Source organism: Bacillus sp. BPN334, from assembly GCF_008368885.1.
Classification (GTDB): Bacteria; Bacillota; Bacilli; order Bacillales; family Bacillaceae_G; genus Bacillus_A; species Bacillus_A wiedmannii.
This window is the reverse complement of record NZ_QOZW01000002.1, coordinates 23,711-42,331: the sequence shown is the minus strand read 5'-3', so window position 1 is coordinate 42,331 and position 18,621 is coordinate 23,711. Positions and strand designations below refer to the sequence as shown.

General features: G+C 34.4%; 18 protein-coding genes and 1 other annotated feature. Of the genes, 1 reads left to right on the top strand and 17 read right to left on the bottom strand.

Annotated features, from left to right (window positions below; all coding sequences use genetic code 11):
• Positions 1 to 20: 20 nt before the first annotated feature.
• The 13 genes from DN393_RS01260 to DN393_RS01195 form a co-directional block, all read right to left on the bottom strand.
• Positions 21 to 701 carry an MgtC/SapB family protein gene (locus DN393_RS01260; protein ID WP_000119503.1) on the bottom strand — a complete coding sequence of 227 codons (681 nt, stop codon included), beginning with the start codon at positions 699 to 701 and terminating at the stop codon, positions 21 to 23.
• Positions 702 to 860: 159 nt separating this feature from the next.
• Entirely contained in the window at positions 861 to 1,517 is a 657-nt protein-coding gene (locus tag DN393_RS01255; RefSeq protein ID WP_064474229.1) for a YkyA family protein, read from the bottom strand.
• Positions 1,518 to 1,531: 14 nt separating this feature from the next.
• On the bottom strand, positions 1,532 to 2,353 hold the full coding sequence (locus DN393_RS01250; protein WP_064474230.1) for a peptidoglycan-N-acetylglucosamine deacetylase: 822 nt from the start codon (positions 2,351 to 2,353) through the stop codon (positions 1,532 to 1,534).
• Positions 2,354 to 2,454: 101 nt separating this feature from the next.
• Positions 2,455 to 3,816 (bottom strand): sensor histidine kinase, encoded by a 1,362-nt coding sequence (locus tag DN393_RS01245; RefSeq protein WP_149173265.1) that lies wholly within the window; start codon positions 3,814 to 3,816, stop codon positions 2,455 to 2,457.
• The gene (locus tag DN393_RS01240) at positions 3,813 to 4,502 is read right to left on the bottom strand and encodes a response regulator transcription factor (protein WP_064474232.1); all 690 of its coding nucleotides are present in this window, start codon (positions 4,500 to 4,502) and stop codon (positions 3,813 to 3,815) included. The genes DN393_RS01245 and DN393_RS01240 overlap by 4 nt, the downstream gene beginning before the upstream one ends.
• Positions 4,503 to 4,515: 13 nt before the next feature.
• Positions 4,516 to 5,763 carry a hypothetical protein gene (locus tag DN393_RS01235; RefSeq protein ID WP_064474233.1) on the bottom strand — a complete coding sequence of 416 codons (1,248 nt, stop codon included), beginning with the start codon at positions 5,761 to 5,763 and terminating at the stop codon, positions 4,516 to 4,518.
• A gap of 164 nt (positions 5,764 to 5,927) precedes the next feature.
• Entirely contained in the window at positions 5,928 to 6,929 is a 1,002-nt protein-coding gene (locus tag DN393_RS01225) for an LCP family protein (protein WP_000093639.1), read from the bottom strand.
• Between the two features lie 283 nt (positions 6,930 to 7,212).
• A complete protein-coding gene (locus DN393_RS01220) occupies positions 7,213 to 9,519 on the bottom strand; it encodes a glycoside hydrolase (protein ID WP_149173264.1) in 2,307 nt (768 codons plus the stop codon).
• Between the two features lie 213 nt (positions 9,520 to 9,732).
• A complete protein-coding gene (locus DN393_RS01215; protein ID WP_064474235.1) occupies positions 9,733 to 9,942 on the bottom strand; it encodes a DUF6366 family protein in 210 nt (69 codons plus the stop codon).
• A 112-nt stretch (positions 9,943 to 10,054) separates the two neighbouring features.
• Complete coding sequence (gene thrB / locus DN393_RS01210) at positions 10,055 to 10,948, bottom strand: homoserine kinase (protein WP_048559639.1); 894 nt, start codon at positions 10,946 to 10,948, stop codon at positions 10,055 to 10,057.
• Positions 10,945 to 12,003: a threonine synthase gene (gene thrC, locus DN393_RS01205; protein ID WP_098096288.1), complete on the bottom strand. Its 1,059-nt coding sequence runs from the start codon at positions 12,001 to 12,003 to the stop codon at positions 10,945 to 10,947. The genes thrB and thrC overlap by 4 nt, the downstream gene beginning before the upstream one ends.
• Positions 11,996 to 13,291: a homoserine dehydrogenase gene (locus DN393_RS01200; protein ID WP_149173263.1), complete on the bottom strand. Its 1,296-nt coding sequence runs from the start codon at positions 13,289 to 13,291 to the stop codon at positions 11,996 to 11,998. Before DN393_RS01200 ends, thrC begins: the two co-directional genes overlap by 8 nt.
• 154 nt (positions 13,292 to 13,445) lie before the next feature.
• Positions 13,446 to 13,677, bottom strand: a binding site (T-box leader).
• Between the two features lie 234 nt (positions 13,678 to 13,911).
• Positions 13,912 to 14,550: a pyridoxamine 5'-phosphate oxidase family protein gene (locus DN393_RS01195; RefSeq protein WP_064476338.1), complete on the bottom strand. Its 639-nt coding sequence runs from the start codon at positions 14,548 to 14,550 to the stop codon at positions 13,912 to 13,914.
• A gap of 81 nt (positions 14,551 to 14,631) precedes the next feature.
• Between DN393_RS01195 and DN393_RS01190 the strand changes: the two genes are divergently transcribed.
• On the top strand, positions 14,632 to 15,240 hold the full coding sequence (locus DN393_RS01190; RefSeq protein ID WP_064476339.1) for an NUDIX hydrolase: 609 nt from the start codon (positions 14,632 to 14,634) through the stop codon (positions 15,238 to 15,240).
• Between the two features lie 184 nt (positions 15,241 to 15,424).
• On the opposite strand, the gene DN393_RS01185 is transcribed toward DN393_RS01190, so the two are convergent.
• The 4 genes from DN393_RS01185 to DN393_RS01170 all read right to left on the bottom strand — a co-directional run bounded on the left by DN393_RS01185 (position 15,425) and on the right by DN393_RS01170 (position 18,533).
• On the bottom strand, positions 15,425 to 16,252 hold the full coding sequence (locus tag DN393_RS01185; protein WP_064476340.1) for a peptidoglycan-N-acetylglucosamine deacetylase: 828 nt from the start codon (positions 16,250 to 16,252) through the stop codon (positions 15,425 to 15,427).
• A 117-nt stretch (positions 16,253 to 16,369) separates the two neighbouring features.
• Positions 16,370 to 17,242: an aminoglycoside 6-adenylyltransferase gene (locus DN393_RS01180; protein WP_064476341.1), complete on the bottom strand. Its 873-nt coding sequence runs from the start codon at positions 17,240 to 17,242 to the stop codon at positions 16,370 to 16,372.
• 125 nt (positions 17,243 to 17,367) lie between these two features.
• A complete protein-coding gene (locus DN393_RS01175; protein ID WP_064476342.1) occupies positions 17,368 to 17,808 on the bottom strand; it encodes an ASCH domain-containing protein in 441 nt (146 codons plus the stop codon).
• 53 nt (positions 17,809 to 17,861) lie between these two features.
• Positions 17,862 to 18,533: an O-methyltransferase gene (locus tag DN393_RS01170; protein ID WP_064476343.1), complete on the bottom strand. Its 672-nt coding sequence runs from the start codon at positions 18,531 to 18,533 to the stop codon at positions 17,862 to 17,864.
• Positions 18,534 to 18,621: the final 88 nt, after the last annotated feature.

Sequence of the window (18,621 nt, the reverse complement as noted above, 5' to 3'; positions counted from 1 at the left end):
TTCACTCTTTTTTATCATAATTATCTACTTTCCACTTCAACTGAAACAACACGATCAATCTCTTTCAGGGAACTATATAACTCTGTTGTATATAAATCTTCTGGAGCTAAAATAACCATTTCCAGTTGCTGAAATGCTCCACTATCTATATCTTTAATTTTTACGCGTTTCACATGCATACCTAAATTTTTAATTTGCTTAAATATACCATCTAACTCATGATGCTCTTTTACAGTAATTTTTATAGATAAATCTTTTTGTCTTAATGAATACGGACCTGCAATTTTCACAAGTTGTGGAAGTACGTTAATTGCTAAAATAATTAAAATCATAGCAACCGTCGCTTGTAAATAAAAGCCTGCCCCAATTGCTATACCTAAAGCTGAAGCAGCCCACACCATAGAAGCTGTCGTTAATCCAGAAATAACATCATTACTTCTTCGTAAAATAACACCTGCCCCAAGAAAACCAATCCCACTCACAATTTGAGCAGCTAGACGCATTGGATCCATATTTGTATGCCCTGGAACAGAATATACATGTACGGCTTCAATTGAAACCATCGTAATTAAACAACTTGCTACAGAAATAACCATACTTGTTTTCACACCAAGCGGTTTATTCTTTAGCTGCCTATCTATCCCGATGAATAATCCTAAAAAGAGTGCTAAACCTAATTTGAGTAAAAATTCATATGACATATTTCCATTCTCCTTACTTTACAATATTTCCCTTGGAATAATTCACTATAACTCTTTTATGATATCAATTCCAGTCTTTTCTATTCATTCAACGTAAAAAACCGAAAAAACATTTGTAACGATGTTTCTCCGGCTTTTTATTATGCTTAAGATTCTTCTTTATTTCTGATCTTTAATCTTAATCTCTGCATCTTTGTAGAATGCTAATTTACTGTCATTATACTCTTTTGTAAAATTGTTAAATTGCTCTTTTGATTTTTGTGCTTCCACAGTTAATTCATTAACAGCCTTAACTTTTTCACCAATCTCTTTTAATTTCGTTTCTTTTACTTTTAATTTTTCATACAGTTCTTTTTCAGTCGCTAACGCCTTCGTATAATTTTCATTCATCTTTTGGAATGCATCATAACGTTTTTTATACGACTCTTCTACCGCTTTCGCTTGTTTTTGTAACTTCTTATCTTCAAGCTTCTCTATATTTCCTTGAACAGATTTTGTTTCTTTCTGAGCTTTTTCTAGCATTTCTTTCTCATTTTTCAATACTTTTTCACGGTCATCTACATTTGCAGTAGCTTGCTCTATTTTCTTCATAACAGCGTCATTATGATCTTTACCTTCTTGTAAAATTTGAGAATATAGCTCTTGACCTTCATTCTCTAATTTCTCTAATTTCTTCGCTTCATCAACTAATGATTTTTCTTGTGTCGCTGCTGTTTCAAAAGCTGTGTATAGATTTTCTTCTGGTTTTTCACCGAAACAACCTGTTAATAGTCCTACTGATAGTGCTCCAACTACTGCTACTTTTCCATACTTCAACGTTCATTCCTCCATTACATACGGTTATCATGCCAAAGATTCACTGGAAAGTGACTCTCTTCATGATAAGCTTCAAACTCATAACCCTTTTCTTTTAACCCTTTTAAAATTGCTGGCACAGCAGCAACTGATTGTGGGTGAATGTCATGCATTAAAATAACTTCCTGTGGTTTTGTTGCATTTGTTAATACGTTTTGAGCAATTTGTGCTGCCGCTGCATCAACTTGCATTTTGTTATATTTCCAATCTAATGAATCAATTGTCCAATCCCATACTTTAAAACCGCCCTCTACCACTTTATTTCGAAGACCTTCATTTAATCCAGGCTTCGAACCGTATGGTGGACGTGTTAATTTAGGTGATTTTCCAATAATATTTGCGATTAAGCTTTGATTTTCTTTCATTTCATTTACATACTCGCCATTTTTATATAACTTCGCAAAATTATGTGTCATACTATGCATACCTACATAATGACCCTCTGCATTTTCACGTTTCACTAAATCCGGAAATTCTTTTACATTCGCTCCAATTAAAAAGAACGTCGCCTTCGCATCATGCTGTTTTAACATATTTAACAATTCAGCCGTATATTTCCCTGGGCCATCATCAAATGTAAGATAAGCAACTTTTCTTTCTTTTCCATTAAAACGACTTGGTGCCGTTTTATTCATTTCTACTTTCGGTTGTTCACTTGCAAGCTGTACTACGTTTTCTTGTTTTGCAACAGCCTTTGCTGGTGAAGTAATGGATTGAAACATGAAATACCCAATAGCTACTGCTGCAATCGCTATTAAAACGACTACTACTCGTTTAATTTTAAAAGCTTTTTCCATTCTATCGAATTCCTCTCCCTATTAATCTTATATATAAATCACCCAATATAATTATACATCTATTTATTTTATTACACTATATAAACAGACCTATATATGTATTATAGTGGGAGTTTTATCAAAATGGTTGTTCCTATTCCTTCTTTACTTATAAAATTAAGTGTGCCTCCATGAAGCTCTATCATTTTTTTAACGATGGCTAAACCGAGACCTGCACCTGTAGCATTGTTATTAATCTGGTAAAATGACTGTTCTATATACGGTAAATGCTCTTTAGCAATTCCAATCCCTTCGTCTTTCACCTTGATCACTGCTTGTCCTTCATTTTTAGTCGCTTCAATATGAATTGTACCTTTTTCATGTGAATATTTAATAGCATTTTGAACGATATTCAAGAAAATTTGCTTTAGCCTATTTCGATCTCCCATCAATTCAATTCTTTCTATCGTATTAATAAATTGAATTTGTTTCTCTTCAGCGTTAGGAGTTAATTGCCAAATCGTCTCCTCTAGTATATCGTACATTTGTACATTTTGTTTATATAAATTAAAATGATTTGATTGTAATCTTGAAAAATCTAGCAATTCTTCTACTAAATGAATCAATCGGTCTGTCTCACCTGAAATAATTCCCATGCCTTGCTTTATCTCTTCTTCTGTTAAATGATCTACCGTTTTTAACGTCTCACTCCAACCTTTAATTCCAGTTAAAGGCGTTCGTATTTCATGAGAAATAGAAGCAATGAATTCATTTTTCATCTGTTCCGCTTTTTCTATTTTATTAGACATATGATTTAAACTATATGCTAACTCACCTAATTCACCTGGATAATCTTCTTTAATTTTCTTCTTTAATGTACCTTCTGCAATTTGTGAAGAAGCATGAATAATAGATTCGATAGGTTTAACAAACGAATTCGCTAATCGTCTACTGATTAAGAATACGATACCAGAAATGACAATTCCAACTGAAATAGTAAACATAATAATTTCAATAATCTTTGCATTTACACTCGTTAAAACAGTCGTATATTTCAAAACACCTATCGTTTGTCCTTGATGAATAAGTGGACTAATCACTTCTAATTGTTTCACATTTTCTTTCGTAGCAGTCACTTGATGATACATTTCTCCTTCTAGTAACGAATACGGAATAACTACTTTACCTTCTACCTTTTGTCCACTTGACGATTGTATAATCGTACCATGTCGATCAATTAATTGTAATTCAGTTCCTTCTAACTGAAAGCTCTCAATTATATCCCCGCTGTATTCTTGCAAACGAATAAAGTATAGGGAATTGTATTCAGAGAAAAATCGTGTACTTGTCTTCGCATGAGATTCTATATATTGCGCAATACCATTATAATAATATCGATAAATGGAGATTGAAAATACGACTTCAAATAATACAAGCATAAGTATAATGACCGTCATAAAATATAAAGTCACTTTTCTTTTCATCTTATACTTTCCTTCCACACATATCCTTTTCCCCACACAGTAAGAATAAATTCAGGTTCTGATGGATTACATTCTATCTTTTGGCGTAACCGCCTCATATTTACATCTACTACTTTCGTCTCACCTACATAATTCGTTCCCCAAATCATATTTAAAATTTCATCACGTGAAACCGGCTTTGAAGCCTGATTCATCAAATACTGTAATATCATATACTCTGTAGGGGTTAAATCAACTAACTGTCCACTTTTATATAATCTTTCTTCTATAACATTTAACGAAAACGGGCCAGATATGATCGTATTCGCTTTTTCATCATGTACTTCTATTCTTCTTAGTAACGATTGTATACGTGCAGTTAGTTCCACTGGACTAAACGGCTTTGCGATATAATCATCTGCACCAATTCCTAGTCCTTGTACTTTATCTTCATTTTGTACGCGTGCGCTTAACATAATAATACCTATTTTCTTATTTTCTTCCCGGATGGATTTACAAACTTGAAAACCATCAATTCCTGGTAACATTACATCAAGTAATGCTACATCAACAGTATGTTCACATAAAATCTGTAACGCCTCTTCTCCCGTACTAGCTTCTAACACATAAAATCCAGCACGTTTCAAATTCAAGACGATAAAACTACGAATAGGCATTTCATCTTCTAAAACTAAAATTGTTGGCATAATTTCCACCTCCCTACTCTTGTTGATAATCCGCTAGCGGTTTTACATATGCTTTCACTTTTTCAAAATGTGATTGTTTCGGTACAGCATATACGTGAGAAGCTGTTTTAACTGTTGCTTCGTATCCTTTTATTTTGAACCATTCTTTCCGCTTAAATATATGGACTTCAAGCCATAGTTCATTTGTACTTGTCTCCAAAAACTTTTGAGAATTTGATTCCTTTTGCTCATCTGGTATCGTAATTTTTCCAATTAACTCTTCAGGAATTTTCACATAATATCCTTTTTCTATATCGATATATCTTTCTTCAATTGGTTTAATTCCAGATTCACTCCACTGTATGTAACGTTCAAAAAGCGGACTATCACCATGTGATTTATCTTCCCAACCTTGCGGACGCACTGTACGAACAAATTCAATAATGCCGTCTTCATTAACATCTTTACTTTCTACAACATATTCATTGAACAAATCTTCTTTCCCATCTATAGGCAATACCTCATAATGACCCTTATCAAATTTTGCTACATATGTTATCCCTGAATGAGCGCCAACACCTGCGTCAATTACAATCGCCTTTAGTGATTCAGAAATGCGGCCCATTTGTATTCTTTGAATGCTATTTATAAATGGATCGAATGATGCTTCAGATAAAGTTTTAAATTGTTCCATAAACTCAACTGTCAACTTCTCATCTTTTTCATACGTAACAAGGCTTATATCTTTCAGTCCATTTTTATTTAAATCCTCTATGAATAACTTCGTATAACTTCGATTATATATTTCCTTCATATCTTCATTTTCTTCCGAAAAAACATACATAACATGTTCTAACGATTCACGACTTACAGAAATTCCGATTAATAACTCTCGCTTCCCGTTCCCTGTAAAATCACCGACTTCAACGATATCTACATCTCCACCATCAAATCTATGCGTGGACTTTACTTTCCAGCCATTTCCAACTTCTTCATAGACAGCTAAATATACGCTATGATCTTCATTCGGTAATTTATAAAATAAGATGGCTTCTTTCTTATTATCTTGTTTAAAATCCATTGACCAAATCATCTGTTTATCTTTATTAGACATTGGAGTAAGCAATCGATAATTAACAGGCAAATCTTTATCTATTTGCTCTTTTAGTTCATTAATCCATTTTTCATTGGCGGGAGCACTCATTAAACTTGTTGGAGCTTCAGACATTTTACATCCAGTCAACATAAAAATGATTCCCATAATGCCTATCCATTTCTGCATATGATATCTTTCCTTATTACAGATTTTCATTATTTCTCTTTACTTTTTGCTTCTCCAATATTCTCATACATATGAGTATAATTTTTCTAAAATAAAAAATCGTTACAGAAAAGTTACAAATCCATTCCGATAAAAAAAGATTGGCGAAAGCCAATCTTTTTTTATTATTCATTTCGAACTGGTTTTGGCGTTACACCTAAATGCTCATTTAATTTTTTCGAAATATCTTTTACATTTTTTTCGTTTGGAATGTAATAATAAATACCTCCGATACGTTTATCCGTACCTTCTATTTGCATTTTTTCCATTTCCAAATTAGATCCTGCCATATTTTTTGTAATTGCAAGCATATCATCGAAAGTTAAGTTCGTTTTCATATTTTTATCAACCGCATCAAGTAAAGAGCCCATTTTGCTAATTGATTGCACAGACATCGCTTTTTTTGCAATTGCTTCTATTACAAGTTGTTGTCTTTGTCCACGCATTGCGTCACTATCAATTTTACGCGTTCTTGCAAGTGCAAGTGCTTGTTCTCCATTTAAATGTTGGAAGCCTTTTTCTAAATGAATCATACCCGCTTGGTCTTTACTATCTTGCTCTGTGAAAGTAACAGGTACATCAATATCAATACCACCAAGTGAATCGACAATTTGTACGAATGATTCAAAGTTAAACTTCACATAATAATCAACAGGAACATTTAAAAATCTTTCCACTGTATCTCGTGTACTTTCAACACCACCAAATACGTGTGCGTGTGTAATTTTATCTAATTTCTTTCTAGATGGGATATATACACGTGAATCACGCGGAATACTTACTAATTTAACTGATTTATCATCTTTATTAATTGTTGCTAATAAAAGTGCATCTGTGCGAACAGCTTCACCATATTGACTTTTTCGCATTTCACTACCATCTACACCCATGATTAAAATTGAAATGTTATCCTTTAAAGGTTCAACTTCTTTATCACGCTTCGATGACTTATCAATTTGTGCATACGCATCACTTACAACAGCTTTTGCTTTATTATATATTAATGATCCATATCCTACTCCTCCAAAAATAAGTAGGAAAAATGGAATTAAAATGAACCATTTTATTGACCTTCTTTTAGAACGTTTTTTATTACTTCTCGTATTTTGTTCTAATTCAGAGCTCATCTTCATTCGCCTCTCTTTCTCTTTCCCTAGTATAATGTATGTCTAGTATTCTTCATATTGAATTTCCTTTCAAACACCTTACATTTTTGTAAGGTTACATGATGAATCCAATATGTATTCCATTTCACATTATACTCTCGTGCTTATTTTTGGCAAGTCACTATTTTCCAACTTCAAATATTTAACACTTCGCAACATCCGAAATTACAGATTTATAAATTTATCCGTTTCGAATCCTTCAATTTTCACCTAAAAAATCAGCAATGCAACAATACATTGCATTTTATTTTTTCTCGAACGGTGTATACATTGTTTTCTTCCCATGATTATAAATGAAAGCGGATTTTGCTTTTAGTTTCACCTTATCTATTTCTATCTCTTCATTTGAGAAATTCACAATAATTTTAATATCTTTTCCATATGAGGCAGATTGGACTAATTTATCTTCTGACAAATATGCAAAGTTCGTCATTTCTTCTTTTACTGCCTTTTCATGAACTTCATTCCAAACTTTTAGATGCTGCGTAATTTCTTGTTTATGTTTATTCCACTCTACTTCATCTAAATGGTACAACGGAGGCACATTATACAATAACTCATATAACATTCGGTTTCCTACCTCATCTTTTACTTTCAAACTTCCCCATTCCCAGTGGTGCGTTGTAATTACAGAATCGTTGTATACTAATTTATATAACGGTACCGAATATACTGGATTTAAATGTACTTGTTTATATTCTTCTTTTAACGGTACTTGTTTTGCATATTTTTCTGGAACATTTTGATTCGGCGACCAATATCCGCCCACATAATACGGACTTGTTTTATTTTTCCTCATATCTTCATCGTCCCATTTAATAACAGGCGTTTCAATGCCGTGAGCAAATGCAATCGTGCTACTTGCAAAGTCATTTCCGCCTTCTGAGCCAACTACCATACCTTTTTCTTGCGCAATATAATCCATTCGTTGCAACCTTGCTTTTAAATCTTGTTCTTGTGTCGTTATATGTTTGGCCGAATAATCATCATAAATTTCACCTGTTGCATCACAATCAATAAACCATGAATTATATTTAGGTCCATTTTGTAATATCTCGTTCATTCGCTCTTTTACACTATTAAGAGATAAAGTTGGATTTAATTTTCGCCCTCTACCTAAAAATCCTTGCACTTTTTCTCCATTTTTCTTCGTCACAGTTGCCTCTTCATATAGCGATGAATCCTGAAAAGAAGCTGTATTCCAATTTTTATCAGCTTTTTCGTGAATAGAATGATAAGAATCATACGGACCAACTAAATATCCTATTTTCTTAGCTTCTGTCACGAAATCAGGCTGCATATACCCTTGTTCCCAGTTCGGTAGCCCAATCCATGCATTGTCTATTCCTGATTCTTTCATTTCCTTTATAATATCCGTTCCATCTGCCTTACCCCATTTACTTACTTCTTCAACCGCATCACCGAGCGCCGACTTTAATACATGCTTATTTAAGTTATATAACTCCATCTTCGATAAGTGATCTACCCCTTTGTTTAATAACTCACTAGCCTTCTGATCAACATTTTGGAAAATATCCTTTTTATACAATTCCTTCATTGATAATACTTCATTTACATAACGCAAAATAACATTTTTTTGGTACTTATCAATGAAATCTTGTTTACTTACTTGCTCAAACACACTCAGTTCTCCAGGCTCCGAACTATTCTTTTGAATAAGCCCTTTTATATGACTAAACACAGGACTATTTATTTGTTCTCTTATCTTCGGCCAATTTATGTTACTGTCAGACAAACCATTTTGATTCCAAAAATAAAAATGAGCCGCACCATAAAGTTTTTCAATCTCTTTATTTTTTCTAGCTTTTTCTTGTAATGTTTTAAATTCACCTTTTTGAGCAATATTATCCTTATACAGTTTAGCAATACTGACTGCATCATTATTTGTCACATATAATTGAAATCCATATGCTTTATTTTTATTTATACGCGGGAATTCATGTATAAAATCAAATCCTATTTTCGGATCGGAATGAAATTTCAATTCATTATTAAACATATTGTTCGCAATATATACAATGGAATATTTCGAACCATTTAACGCAAAAAACTTCATAGAAAATGATTCAGCAAATGAATATGCATCATCCTTTAAAAACTTCTTCCAATTTTCATCATTACTCGGAATTTGCTTTCCTTCCCATAACGGAAGTGTATAATTTTCAGCTTGTACTTTCGGCCATGTAAAACTTTCTGCACCAGTCGATTCCACTTCAATATTTAAGTGATCTTTTTTCTTTTCTAGATTCACTTTTACTTTTTGATCTGGATATTCCCAAGATGTGCGACCCTTGTCTTTTTTTACATTCGACACCTTCATTTTCGGTAACGGCTGTGATGCCTGTTCCTTTACACCATCATGTTCTACAGTTAACGTGAAAGTCTCTGGATTTACATCGTAAGTGAACTCTTTATAGGTCGCTTTCTTTACCTTAGACTCTTGTACAGTATTGCTACCTTTTACATCACACCCGACTAAAGTCGAAAATGGCATCGTTGTAAGAAGACATATTGCTATCATTTTTTTCATCTTCTGCACCTCCACCACTGAATATACAGGAGCTTTGTTACAGGAATGTGGCAAAAAAATAGAACCAGCATAATGCTAGCTCTATTTTGAGTATTATAAATAAATGTGTATGAACAACTATAATCTGCTTAAAGTATATGTAGTACAATAACCGTGTTTTTTCATCTCCACTAAATATAAAAGCAAATAATTCGAAGCTTTAACATGCATTTCTTAACTAAAAAAATAAGTGTATATAATATACCCTAAAACTAGCACTAAAATTACTAGCGCTGTACCTTTCCAATTCATACCACCCGCCATATCAACTGGACTACCTGTTTCAGCTCTGTTGAGTCCATCATGTAAAGAACCGGTAGGATTATTTTTCAATTCACTTTGCCTTACACGTTCTCTTTTTTCTTCTGGTGACTCTTTATTCATATAATCACCTCCAAATTAATACACGCTTTACTAAATTATACATTATTACTTTTCTTATATATGCCAACTGAAAAGATATTTACAACAAAAAAAGCTAGCAATGCTAGCTTTTTTATAGTTCTATATGTTCTTCTTTATTTACAGTAATTCCTCTATGATCGATTTCTAGCTCACACACTTTCATAGACGTAAATACTCTCGCTAACTGTTCAGCAATTTCTTGACGTTTATCATATGGCGTTAATATAAAAATAGATGGACCTGCACCACTAAGCGCTGTGCCGTATGCGCCAAACTCTTTTGCACATTTACGAATTGAGGGTAATAGCGGTACGAGTTCTAAACGATACGGCTCGTGAAAATGATCTCTTTCCATCATTTCCCCTACAACTTCCCACTTCTTTTGACAAAACGCAGCTACTAATACGTTGCTGATTGCACTAGCCTTAACTGCTTCATGAAAAGGAAACACATCTGGTAATACAGATCGGCTTTCCTCTGTATTTAACTCTTCATTTGGAATAAGAGAAATTACACCTAATTCCTTACTTTCAATTCTTACAACCGAAACATTCTTTCCATCAAGTGCTCCGATTACAGTTCCTCCTAATATAGAAGCCGCAACATTATCTGGATGCCCTTCAAAATTTGTTGCAATTTGAACTTTTTGATCAGTCGTTAAGTTCAAATTACCAAGTTGATTCGCAAGCTCTATCCCTGCTACAATTGCTGATGCACTACTTCCTAGACCTCTTGTAAGCGGGATATTACCAGTAACTTCTATTATTTGAGGTGATAAAGAAGGACATACTTTACATGCCGTGCTAACGATTAAATTTTTATCGTCTGTCGGAATTGATTCTTCAAAGGAATGGATTACTTGCCATCTATCAGCTTTTTCTTTTACCACCACATCTAAATATAATGACAAAGCTATTCCTACTGAATCAAATCCTGGTCCAACATTCGCTGTACTAGCAGGAACACGAATACTTAATGGTATCACGACATAATCACCCCTTTAATATGCTCTTTAATTTGTTCTATATTATTTGAAACACTTGCAATGTCTAATGTATTAGAAGAAATTGCGATATCAGGATCTTTCAAGCCGTTTCCAGTTAAAATTGCAACAACTGTCTCTCCTTTTTTGATTTTTCCAGATTGAACATGTTTAATTACACCTGCTAATGAAGCATTTGATCCCGGCTCAGCGAAAACCCCTTCCGTTTTTGCTAATAATCTATACGCATGTAAAATTTCTTCATCTGATACCATATCTATTTCACCGTGAGACTGTTCAGCAGCCTCTACTGCATATGACCAACTTGCGGGGTTACCGATACGAATCGCTGTTGCAATTGTTTCAGGTTCTTCAATGACATGTCCTTTTACAATAGCAGCTGCTCCCTCCGCTTCAAATCCGTGAATTCTTGGCTTCTTATAGCCTTTTTCTTTCTCATATTCACAGAAACCTTTCCAGTACGCTGTAATATTCCCAGCATTCCCAACAGGAATCGCTAAAACATCTGGTGCACTTTGCAACTGGTCACAAATTTCAAATGCTGCTGTCTTTTGCCCTTCAATTCGATAAGGATTCACTGAGTTTACTAATGTAATCGGCTCTTCCGCAGCAATATTTCTTACAGCCTTAAGTGCATCATCAAAATTTCCTTCTATTGAAATGATTTCAGCTCCGTAAGCGACTGCTTGCGCTAATTTTCCATGTGCAATCTTTCCTTCCGGGATTACGATTATACATTTCATTCCAAGGCGTGCCGCGTATGCTGCGGCCGATGCTGATGTATTACCTGTTGATGCACAAATGATTGCCTCTGAACCCTCTTCTTTCGCCTTCGCGACTGCCATTACCATACCACGATCTTTAAAAGAACCTGTCGGATTCGCTCCTTCGTACTTACCGTATAACTGAATCCCTAATTGTTTTGATATATTTAATAGCGGAATAAGAGGTGTATTTCCTTCCATTAAGCTAACATCAGGTGTATTTTCATTCACCGGTAAATAAGAAGCATACTGTTTTAATAATCCTTTATACATATTGTTTTTCCTCCTCAATAATGTAATAACTGTTTATTTCACTTGCGACATCTTCTATCGCTCCTAGTACTCGTTGAAATTGATACTTTGAAGTTTGATGTGTCACAACAACGACTTCTGCAAGTTCGCGATTTAAAGGTAATTGAATCACTTCTTTTAAACTTACAGAATAATTAACGAAACATTCTGTTATTTTTCGCAACATCCCAGGTTCATCTCGTAATGAAATACGTAAGAAATATTTCGAAACGACTTCTTCATCCCCTTGTAACTCATATGGCTCTGGTTCTTTTAACGCACTTTTACTTTTCGGAACTTGATTCATATTTTTAACGATTGAAATAATATCACTTACTACAGCAGAACCAGTTGGTAACTTCCCAGCTCCAGGCCCGTAAAACATTACTTCTCCTACTGCTTGACCGTGAACATATACTGCATTAAATTCATTATTTACATTCGATAATGGATGATGACTTGGTAAAAGAGTCGGTTCTACACTTAAATGAATGGCTGACCCTTGTTTCTCTGCTTTACCAATTAATTTCATAGTAAATCCTAACTTTTCAGCCATTTGTAAATCTTCTTTTTCGACCTTTCGAATCCCTCTTACTTGCACATCATCTAAAGAAACATTCATCGAAAAACCTAAGTTTGCAAGAATGGCTACCTTTCTCGCCGCATCTAACCCATCTACATCCGCTGTTGGATCCGATTCTGCGAAACCTAATTTTTGCGCTTCCTGTAAAGCCTCTTCATACGACCATCCCTTTTGACTCATCTTTGTTAACATGTAATTTGTTGTTCCATTTACAATTCCCATTATTTTTTCAATTTGATCTGAAGCTAATCCGTCTGTTAATCCTCTTAACACCGGAATACCGCCCGCTACACTTGCTTCATAACATAGATCACAATCATTTTCGTTCGCTAATTGAAGAAGTTCTGCACCGTATACAGCCATTAAATCTTTATTTGCTGTCACGACATGTTTCTTATTTCGTAAAGCCTTAACAATATGTTGCTTTGCTTCTTCAATTCCGCCCATTACCTCTACTACAATATCAATATTTGAATCATTTAGAACTTCATCAACATGACTTGTTACTACGATCCCATCAATGCAAACATCACGTTCTTTTTCTAAGTCACGTACAACGACTGTCTTTACCTTCACTTCATACCCTGTATCAAGTGCAATTTTTTTATAATGTTCTTTCAAAATATGGACAACACCACTTCCGACCGTACCTAAGCCTAACACTCCAATATTAATAACGTTATTCATCTTCTAATCTCCTCCTACAATTTTATTTTTTATCTCTATCAATCACCTTGCTCTGTTTTTTAATCATGCAGGTGGTGGTTATTTCCGTACGTACAAATCGTTTCATGTTACAGCACCTCCTTTCAAAGTAATAAAAAAACACACTCATCCCTAGGAAAGGGACGAATGTGTTTTCGTGGTTCCACCCTTGTTCCAATCCAGACTTATTTCCTTCTAGATTGCTCAAGTTCAGATAACGGCTGATTCCGTCAATAATTACTAGATTACTCGTTCACTATTGAAGTTCAAAGGTGGTAAAATCATTTCTCGTGTTAGGAAGCTCACACCCTTGGCTCCCCTCTCTGTAAACCGTAAAAATGATTCCGTGTCCTTATCGTTACTTTTCGTTCATGTCTATTTGTTAACTTATTATAGTTATCAACTTTTTAAAAAGCAAGCCTATTTTTACTAACTATTTTCAAGATACTATTTTATTATATTTCACAATAACATTATGCAACTACCTCTCGATTTACCTATTTCGTTATTTCTCCAGTTTGTAAATCAACAGTTCATATATAAATATTCCATTCCAAAACGATTAGAAATCCGCCTTTAAAAATATATTAATAAAGTTTTTTTCAATACAATCTTTTCGTATAACTTTCTTCTAAAGAACGTGCAATATCTTCTTCTGAAGCATTCACTTTCGCATGCTCCAACAACATTTTTGCTGCTAAAGGTAACTCTTTTTTATTTAGCCATGACTCTGAATCCCACATCTTAGAACGAATAAAAGCTTTTGCGCAATGAATATAGCATTCCTCTATTTCAACAACAATTCCAAGTAACGGATTGCGTCCATTTGCCTGCATTTCTTGCAAAATTTCTTCATCGTTTGTAATGAATGCTCGGCCGTTTATTCGGAGTGTCTCCCCAAGACCAGGGATCAAAAAGAGTAACCCTACGTGCGGATTTGAAATAATATTCAAAATGGAGTCTATACGACGGTTGCCTGGTCTTTCTGGAATGATAATTTTATTATTATTTAATACGTATACAAATCCAGGTGCGTCTCCTCTCGGCGAAGCATCACACTCTCCTAATTTATTTGCAGTAGATAATACTAGAAAAGGAGATTTAGACAGAAAATCTATGCAATGATGGTCTAATGATGAAATAACTTTTTTCAAAGCTCGCTCACTTGGTCGCCCCAATATTTTTCGTAACTCTTCCTCTGTTGAAATAATCGATTTTATTTCCTTATTCTCTATCCCCACTTATACCCACCCCTTTTTCTTTATTTTCCCAAAATTCAATACAAATATTGTATAATATAATTGGCAGAAAGGGGAATTTAAATGACAGAGTGGTTAACAATATTTGATACTGAAAATAATATACTTGGGAAGAAATTACGTGATGAAGTGCATCGCGACGGTGATTGGCACGAAACATTTCATTGTTGGTTTGTAGAAAAAGATGCTGAAGATATGTTTTTATATTTCCAATTACGCTCTAAAAATAAAAAAGAAGCTCCGGGTATATGGGATATTACTTCAGCTGGACATATTATGCATAATGAAGATGTACAAATTGGCGGTCTTCGTGAAATTGAAGAAGAACTAGGGCTTTTCTTTCAAACTACCGATTTAGCATACAAAGGAATCTTTAAAATAGATTATGAAATTTCAAATCTTACTGATCGTGAATTTTGTCATATGTATTTTCATAATGTCATCAATACACTTCCATTTGCACCAGGTGAAGAAGTAGACGATGTGATGAAAATACATGCAACTCCTTTTCTACAACTATTAAAAAGAGAGATTTCATCTTTTACGGCTATTTCTGTTTTAAGCAATACACCGATAACGATAACATTTGAAGATATTTATCCGTATGATCTTGCATACTATGAATTCGTTGTAGAACAAGGAAAAGAATTACTAAAAAATAATAGTTTATAAATAAAATAGGACTCCCATTTTAAAGTACTTGGGACTCCTATTCTTTATCCTGCTATTTGCGTGCAATAAGAATCCCACCTCAAATTTCTGTAAATGCAATGAGTGAGTTTGAAGTCGGGCGCCCGTACGAGTGGGCTAATAATCAGTAGATAACAGACACAATCCGAGTGATTTAAAATCCATTTTATTTTCTCTCTTTCGATGTCTGGAACATACTTGGCAGCGTTACAAAGCGTGCCCCTTTCGTTTTTAACTGCGGAATAATTTTGTCTAGCGCCTCTACAGATCCTTGTAAATGCCCGCCTGGAGTTGAATGCTGAAGTATGACACTACCTGGAAATGAATTCCCTAACACATTATTTGTAATCGTATCAGCGCTTACTCCTTTCCAATCAACCGTATCAACACTCCATTGTACAATCATAAAATTTTGCTCTGTTGCCCACTTCAATTGATTTTCAAGTATTTCACCGTATGGCGGACGAATAAATTTCGGTGCATAACCAGCTAAACGATTTAATATTTCTTCTGTTTTTATAATTTGATTACGATACTCCGCCTCATTTACTTTCGCTAAATTTGGATGGCTGTACGTATGATTACCAATTACATGCCCTTCATTTGCAATACGTTTTACTACATTCGGATACTTTTCTGCGTTTTCACCAAGCAAGAAGAAAGTCGCCTTCACATTATGTTGTTTTAACTTATCTAAAATTTTCGGCGTAAATTCTAAATCTGGTCCATCATCAAATGTAAGAGCGACTTCCGCTTTATTGTACGACCCTGAAAATGCATACGCATATTTTTCGACCCAAGAAAATGGTGTCCACGATCCACGCTCATATACTTTCATTTGTACTGTATAGTTTTGAGGGATATATGCGTATGGCAATGAGCTTATATAGTCTCCATAATAAAATGAGTGATATGGCATATAGGCGTACGAAACATCTCGTTCTAGTCCCCATTGATATGGGGCAAACATTTCTGACGAATAAAAATAATACATGATAAAAACCTCCCTAAAATTTCATATGTGATTCATCTGCACTTTGTTAGAGAAATTATTATTCATGAACAAAAATAAGACTGTCCATAATTAGGACAGTCTTACTGCTTTATACAATTAATAAATCGATGCACTATCTTTCGGCAAAGCTTTCACATGTTTTAAATAGCCTGTCACTCTGTCATCATCACCTTGCGGGTATTGATACCCATATGTGTTAGCAATTTCGTTCGCAACTTTTCTAAATAAATCGCCCATTACAAAAAATGACTCCCATATGTTTTCATATTCAGCATCCGAATAGGTCCGTTTAAATTGCTCCCACATATCTTTTTCAATATATTGCTCGAAAAGCTTTCCAAACTTCCCTACATTAACTGTAAAGTCTGTTTTCATACCAATATGCCATTCTAACATTACGATAAACATATCCCGCACCGGGCCATCAAGTATTCCTTTCGCATAAGAAAGTTCTTCTCTCCATAGTCCTTTTGCCACATTCGTACTACACCACCAAAATTCATTACAGCAATCTAAAAACTCTTTTTCTGTAGGCTTTTTTATTAAGTAGTCTTTATCGCTTGCTGGTGGAAATTCATCAATACAATCATCTTTATCCAGAAGCAGTTCACTTAAACTATCTTGTCCAACAAACTTATTTATCAAATCAAATGGAACGAGCGTTAAATCAATTCGATTTCCATCCATAAACTGCATTAAATACGGAAATTTCCCGTCTTCGTCCGCTGGAACTAATGACATTTCTTCTGGCATTTGTACAATCATTATTTCTCCAAATCTACGTATCCAATTATGATTAGACGTAAAAGATTGTATATCATTTACAACATACATAATATCATAGTCTTGAAAACAATCTTTTTTCACATTTGGATTTACACGTGATCCATTCATGATGACAGCTCGAATTCTTTCATCCTCTTTTGCTGTATTAATAATTAAGTCTAGCATGTCTTTTTCAGTTCTCATCTATTCCTAACCTCCAATTTTTATATAAGCTTATATTTCCAAGTATATTGGAGGTCCACGAGCTAGCTGTGTTGTACACGATACATGTTATAATTTTTGAAACATCTTTTTCATTTTCTCTCCTCCTATTTTTTTATATCTATTCTTCTAAATCGTTCACATACAAGCAATATATCATCAGAAAAATCATGACCCACTTCATTCAATTTACTTCTGAAATATCTTTCATGGATCTCCTTCCAATTTTTATAGCTTTCATCCCCTTCAGCAATTGCAAATTCTTCTGTAATTTCATTCATAGGTACTATTGTTACTTCAATCGTCTTTACAATTGCTACCGGATTTTCATCGTGATCCAAAATAACAGAGTAGTCCTCTGTAGTTGGTAACGGTATATTCTTTAATTCATAGAAGAGATATGCAGAACAAGTTGCGGTTTTCGTTCCGTCAACTACTTGCTTAGCAAGACGATTTGGGGTATCACCAAATTTCCATGCACTCACCGATTTTGGTATCTCAGCATCTTTCCAATACTCCGTCCAGTATTGTTGCGCTGCTTCATTCATTATCTCTCACTCCCCTAAACTCTACTATAAGTGTAATAGACTTTCGAACCGTGTCACTCTTTTACGACTGCCATTACAAACCCATCGTATCCTTTACTTCCGACAGTTTGAAGCGCAGTAGCACTTACACGTGGCTCTGCAGCTATTAATTCATAGAAGCGACGTATCCCTTGTATGCGAGGATCGTTACTCGTATTGTCAATAACTTCTCCTTCACGTACTACGTTATCACCAATAATTATAGTACCAGGGCGTGATAGTTTCAGTGCCCATTCAAAATAGGTAGGGTTATTTTGTTTATCAGCGTCTATGAAAATAAAATCAAAAGGTTTATAATTCTCATTTTCGATTTGCTGTAAAGAATCTAAAGCTAATCCTGCTCGCACTTCAATTATATCATTCAAATTTGCACGCTCAATATTGCTACGTGCAATTTCAGCATGCTTTTCACTTGCCTCCAATGTAACAACTCTGCCTCCAGGTGGCAATCCCCTTGCAAGCCATATCGTGCTATATCCACCTAGAGTACCAATTTCCAAAATGTTTCGAGCTCCTTGAATTTGTACTAATAGTTGCAAAAACTTCCCTTGCGTTGGCGATACATCATGTGCTGGTAAATTAGCTGCAGCGTTTGCTTGAAGTACTTCTTCTAATGTAGAATCTTTCGGTATTAATACATCACTCACATATTGATCAACAGCCGTCCATTTCTCAATCGTACTCATGTAAATACCATCCCTTTCAATACTTTTCTACTATTCACATTTGATTATACCGAAAATTCCGTCTCATAAACAAAAATAAAGAAGGGAC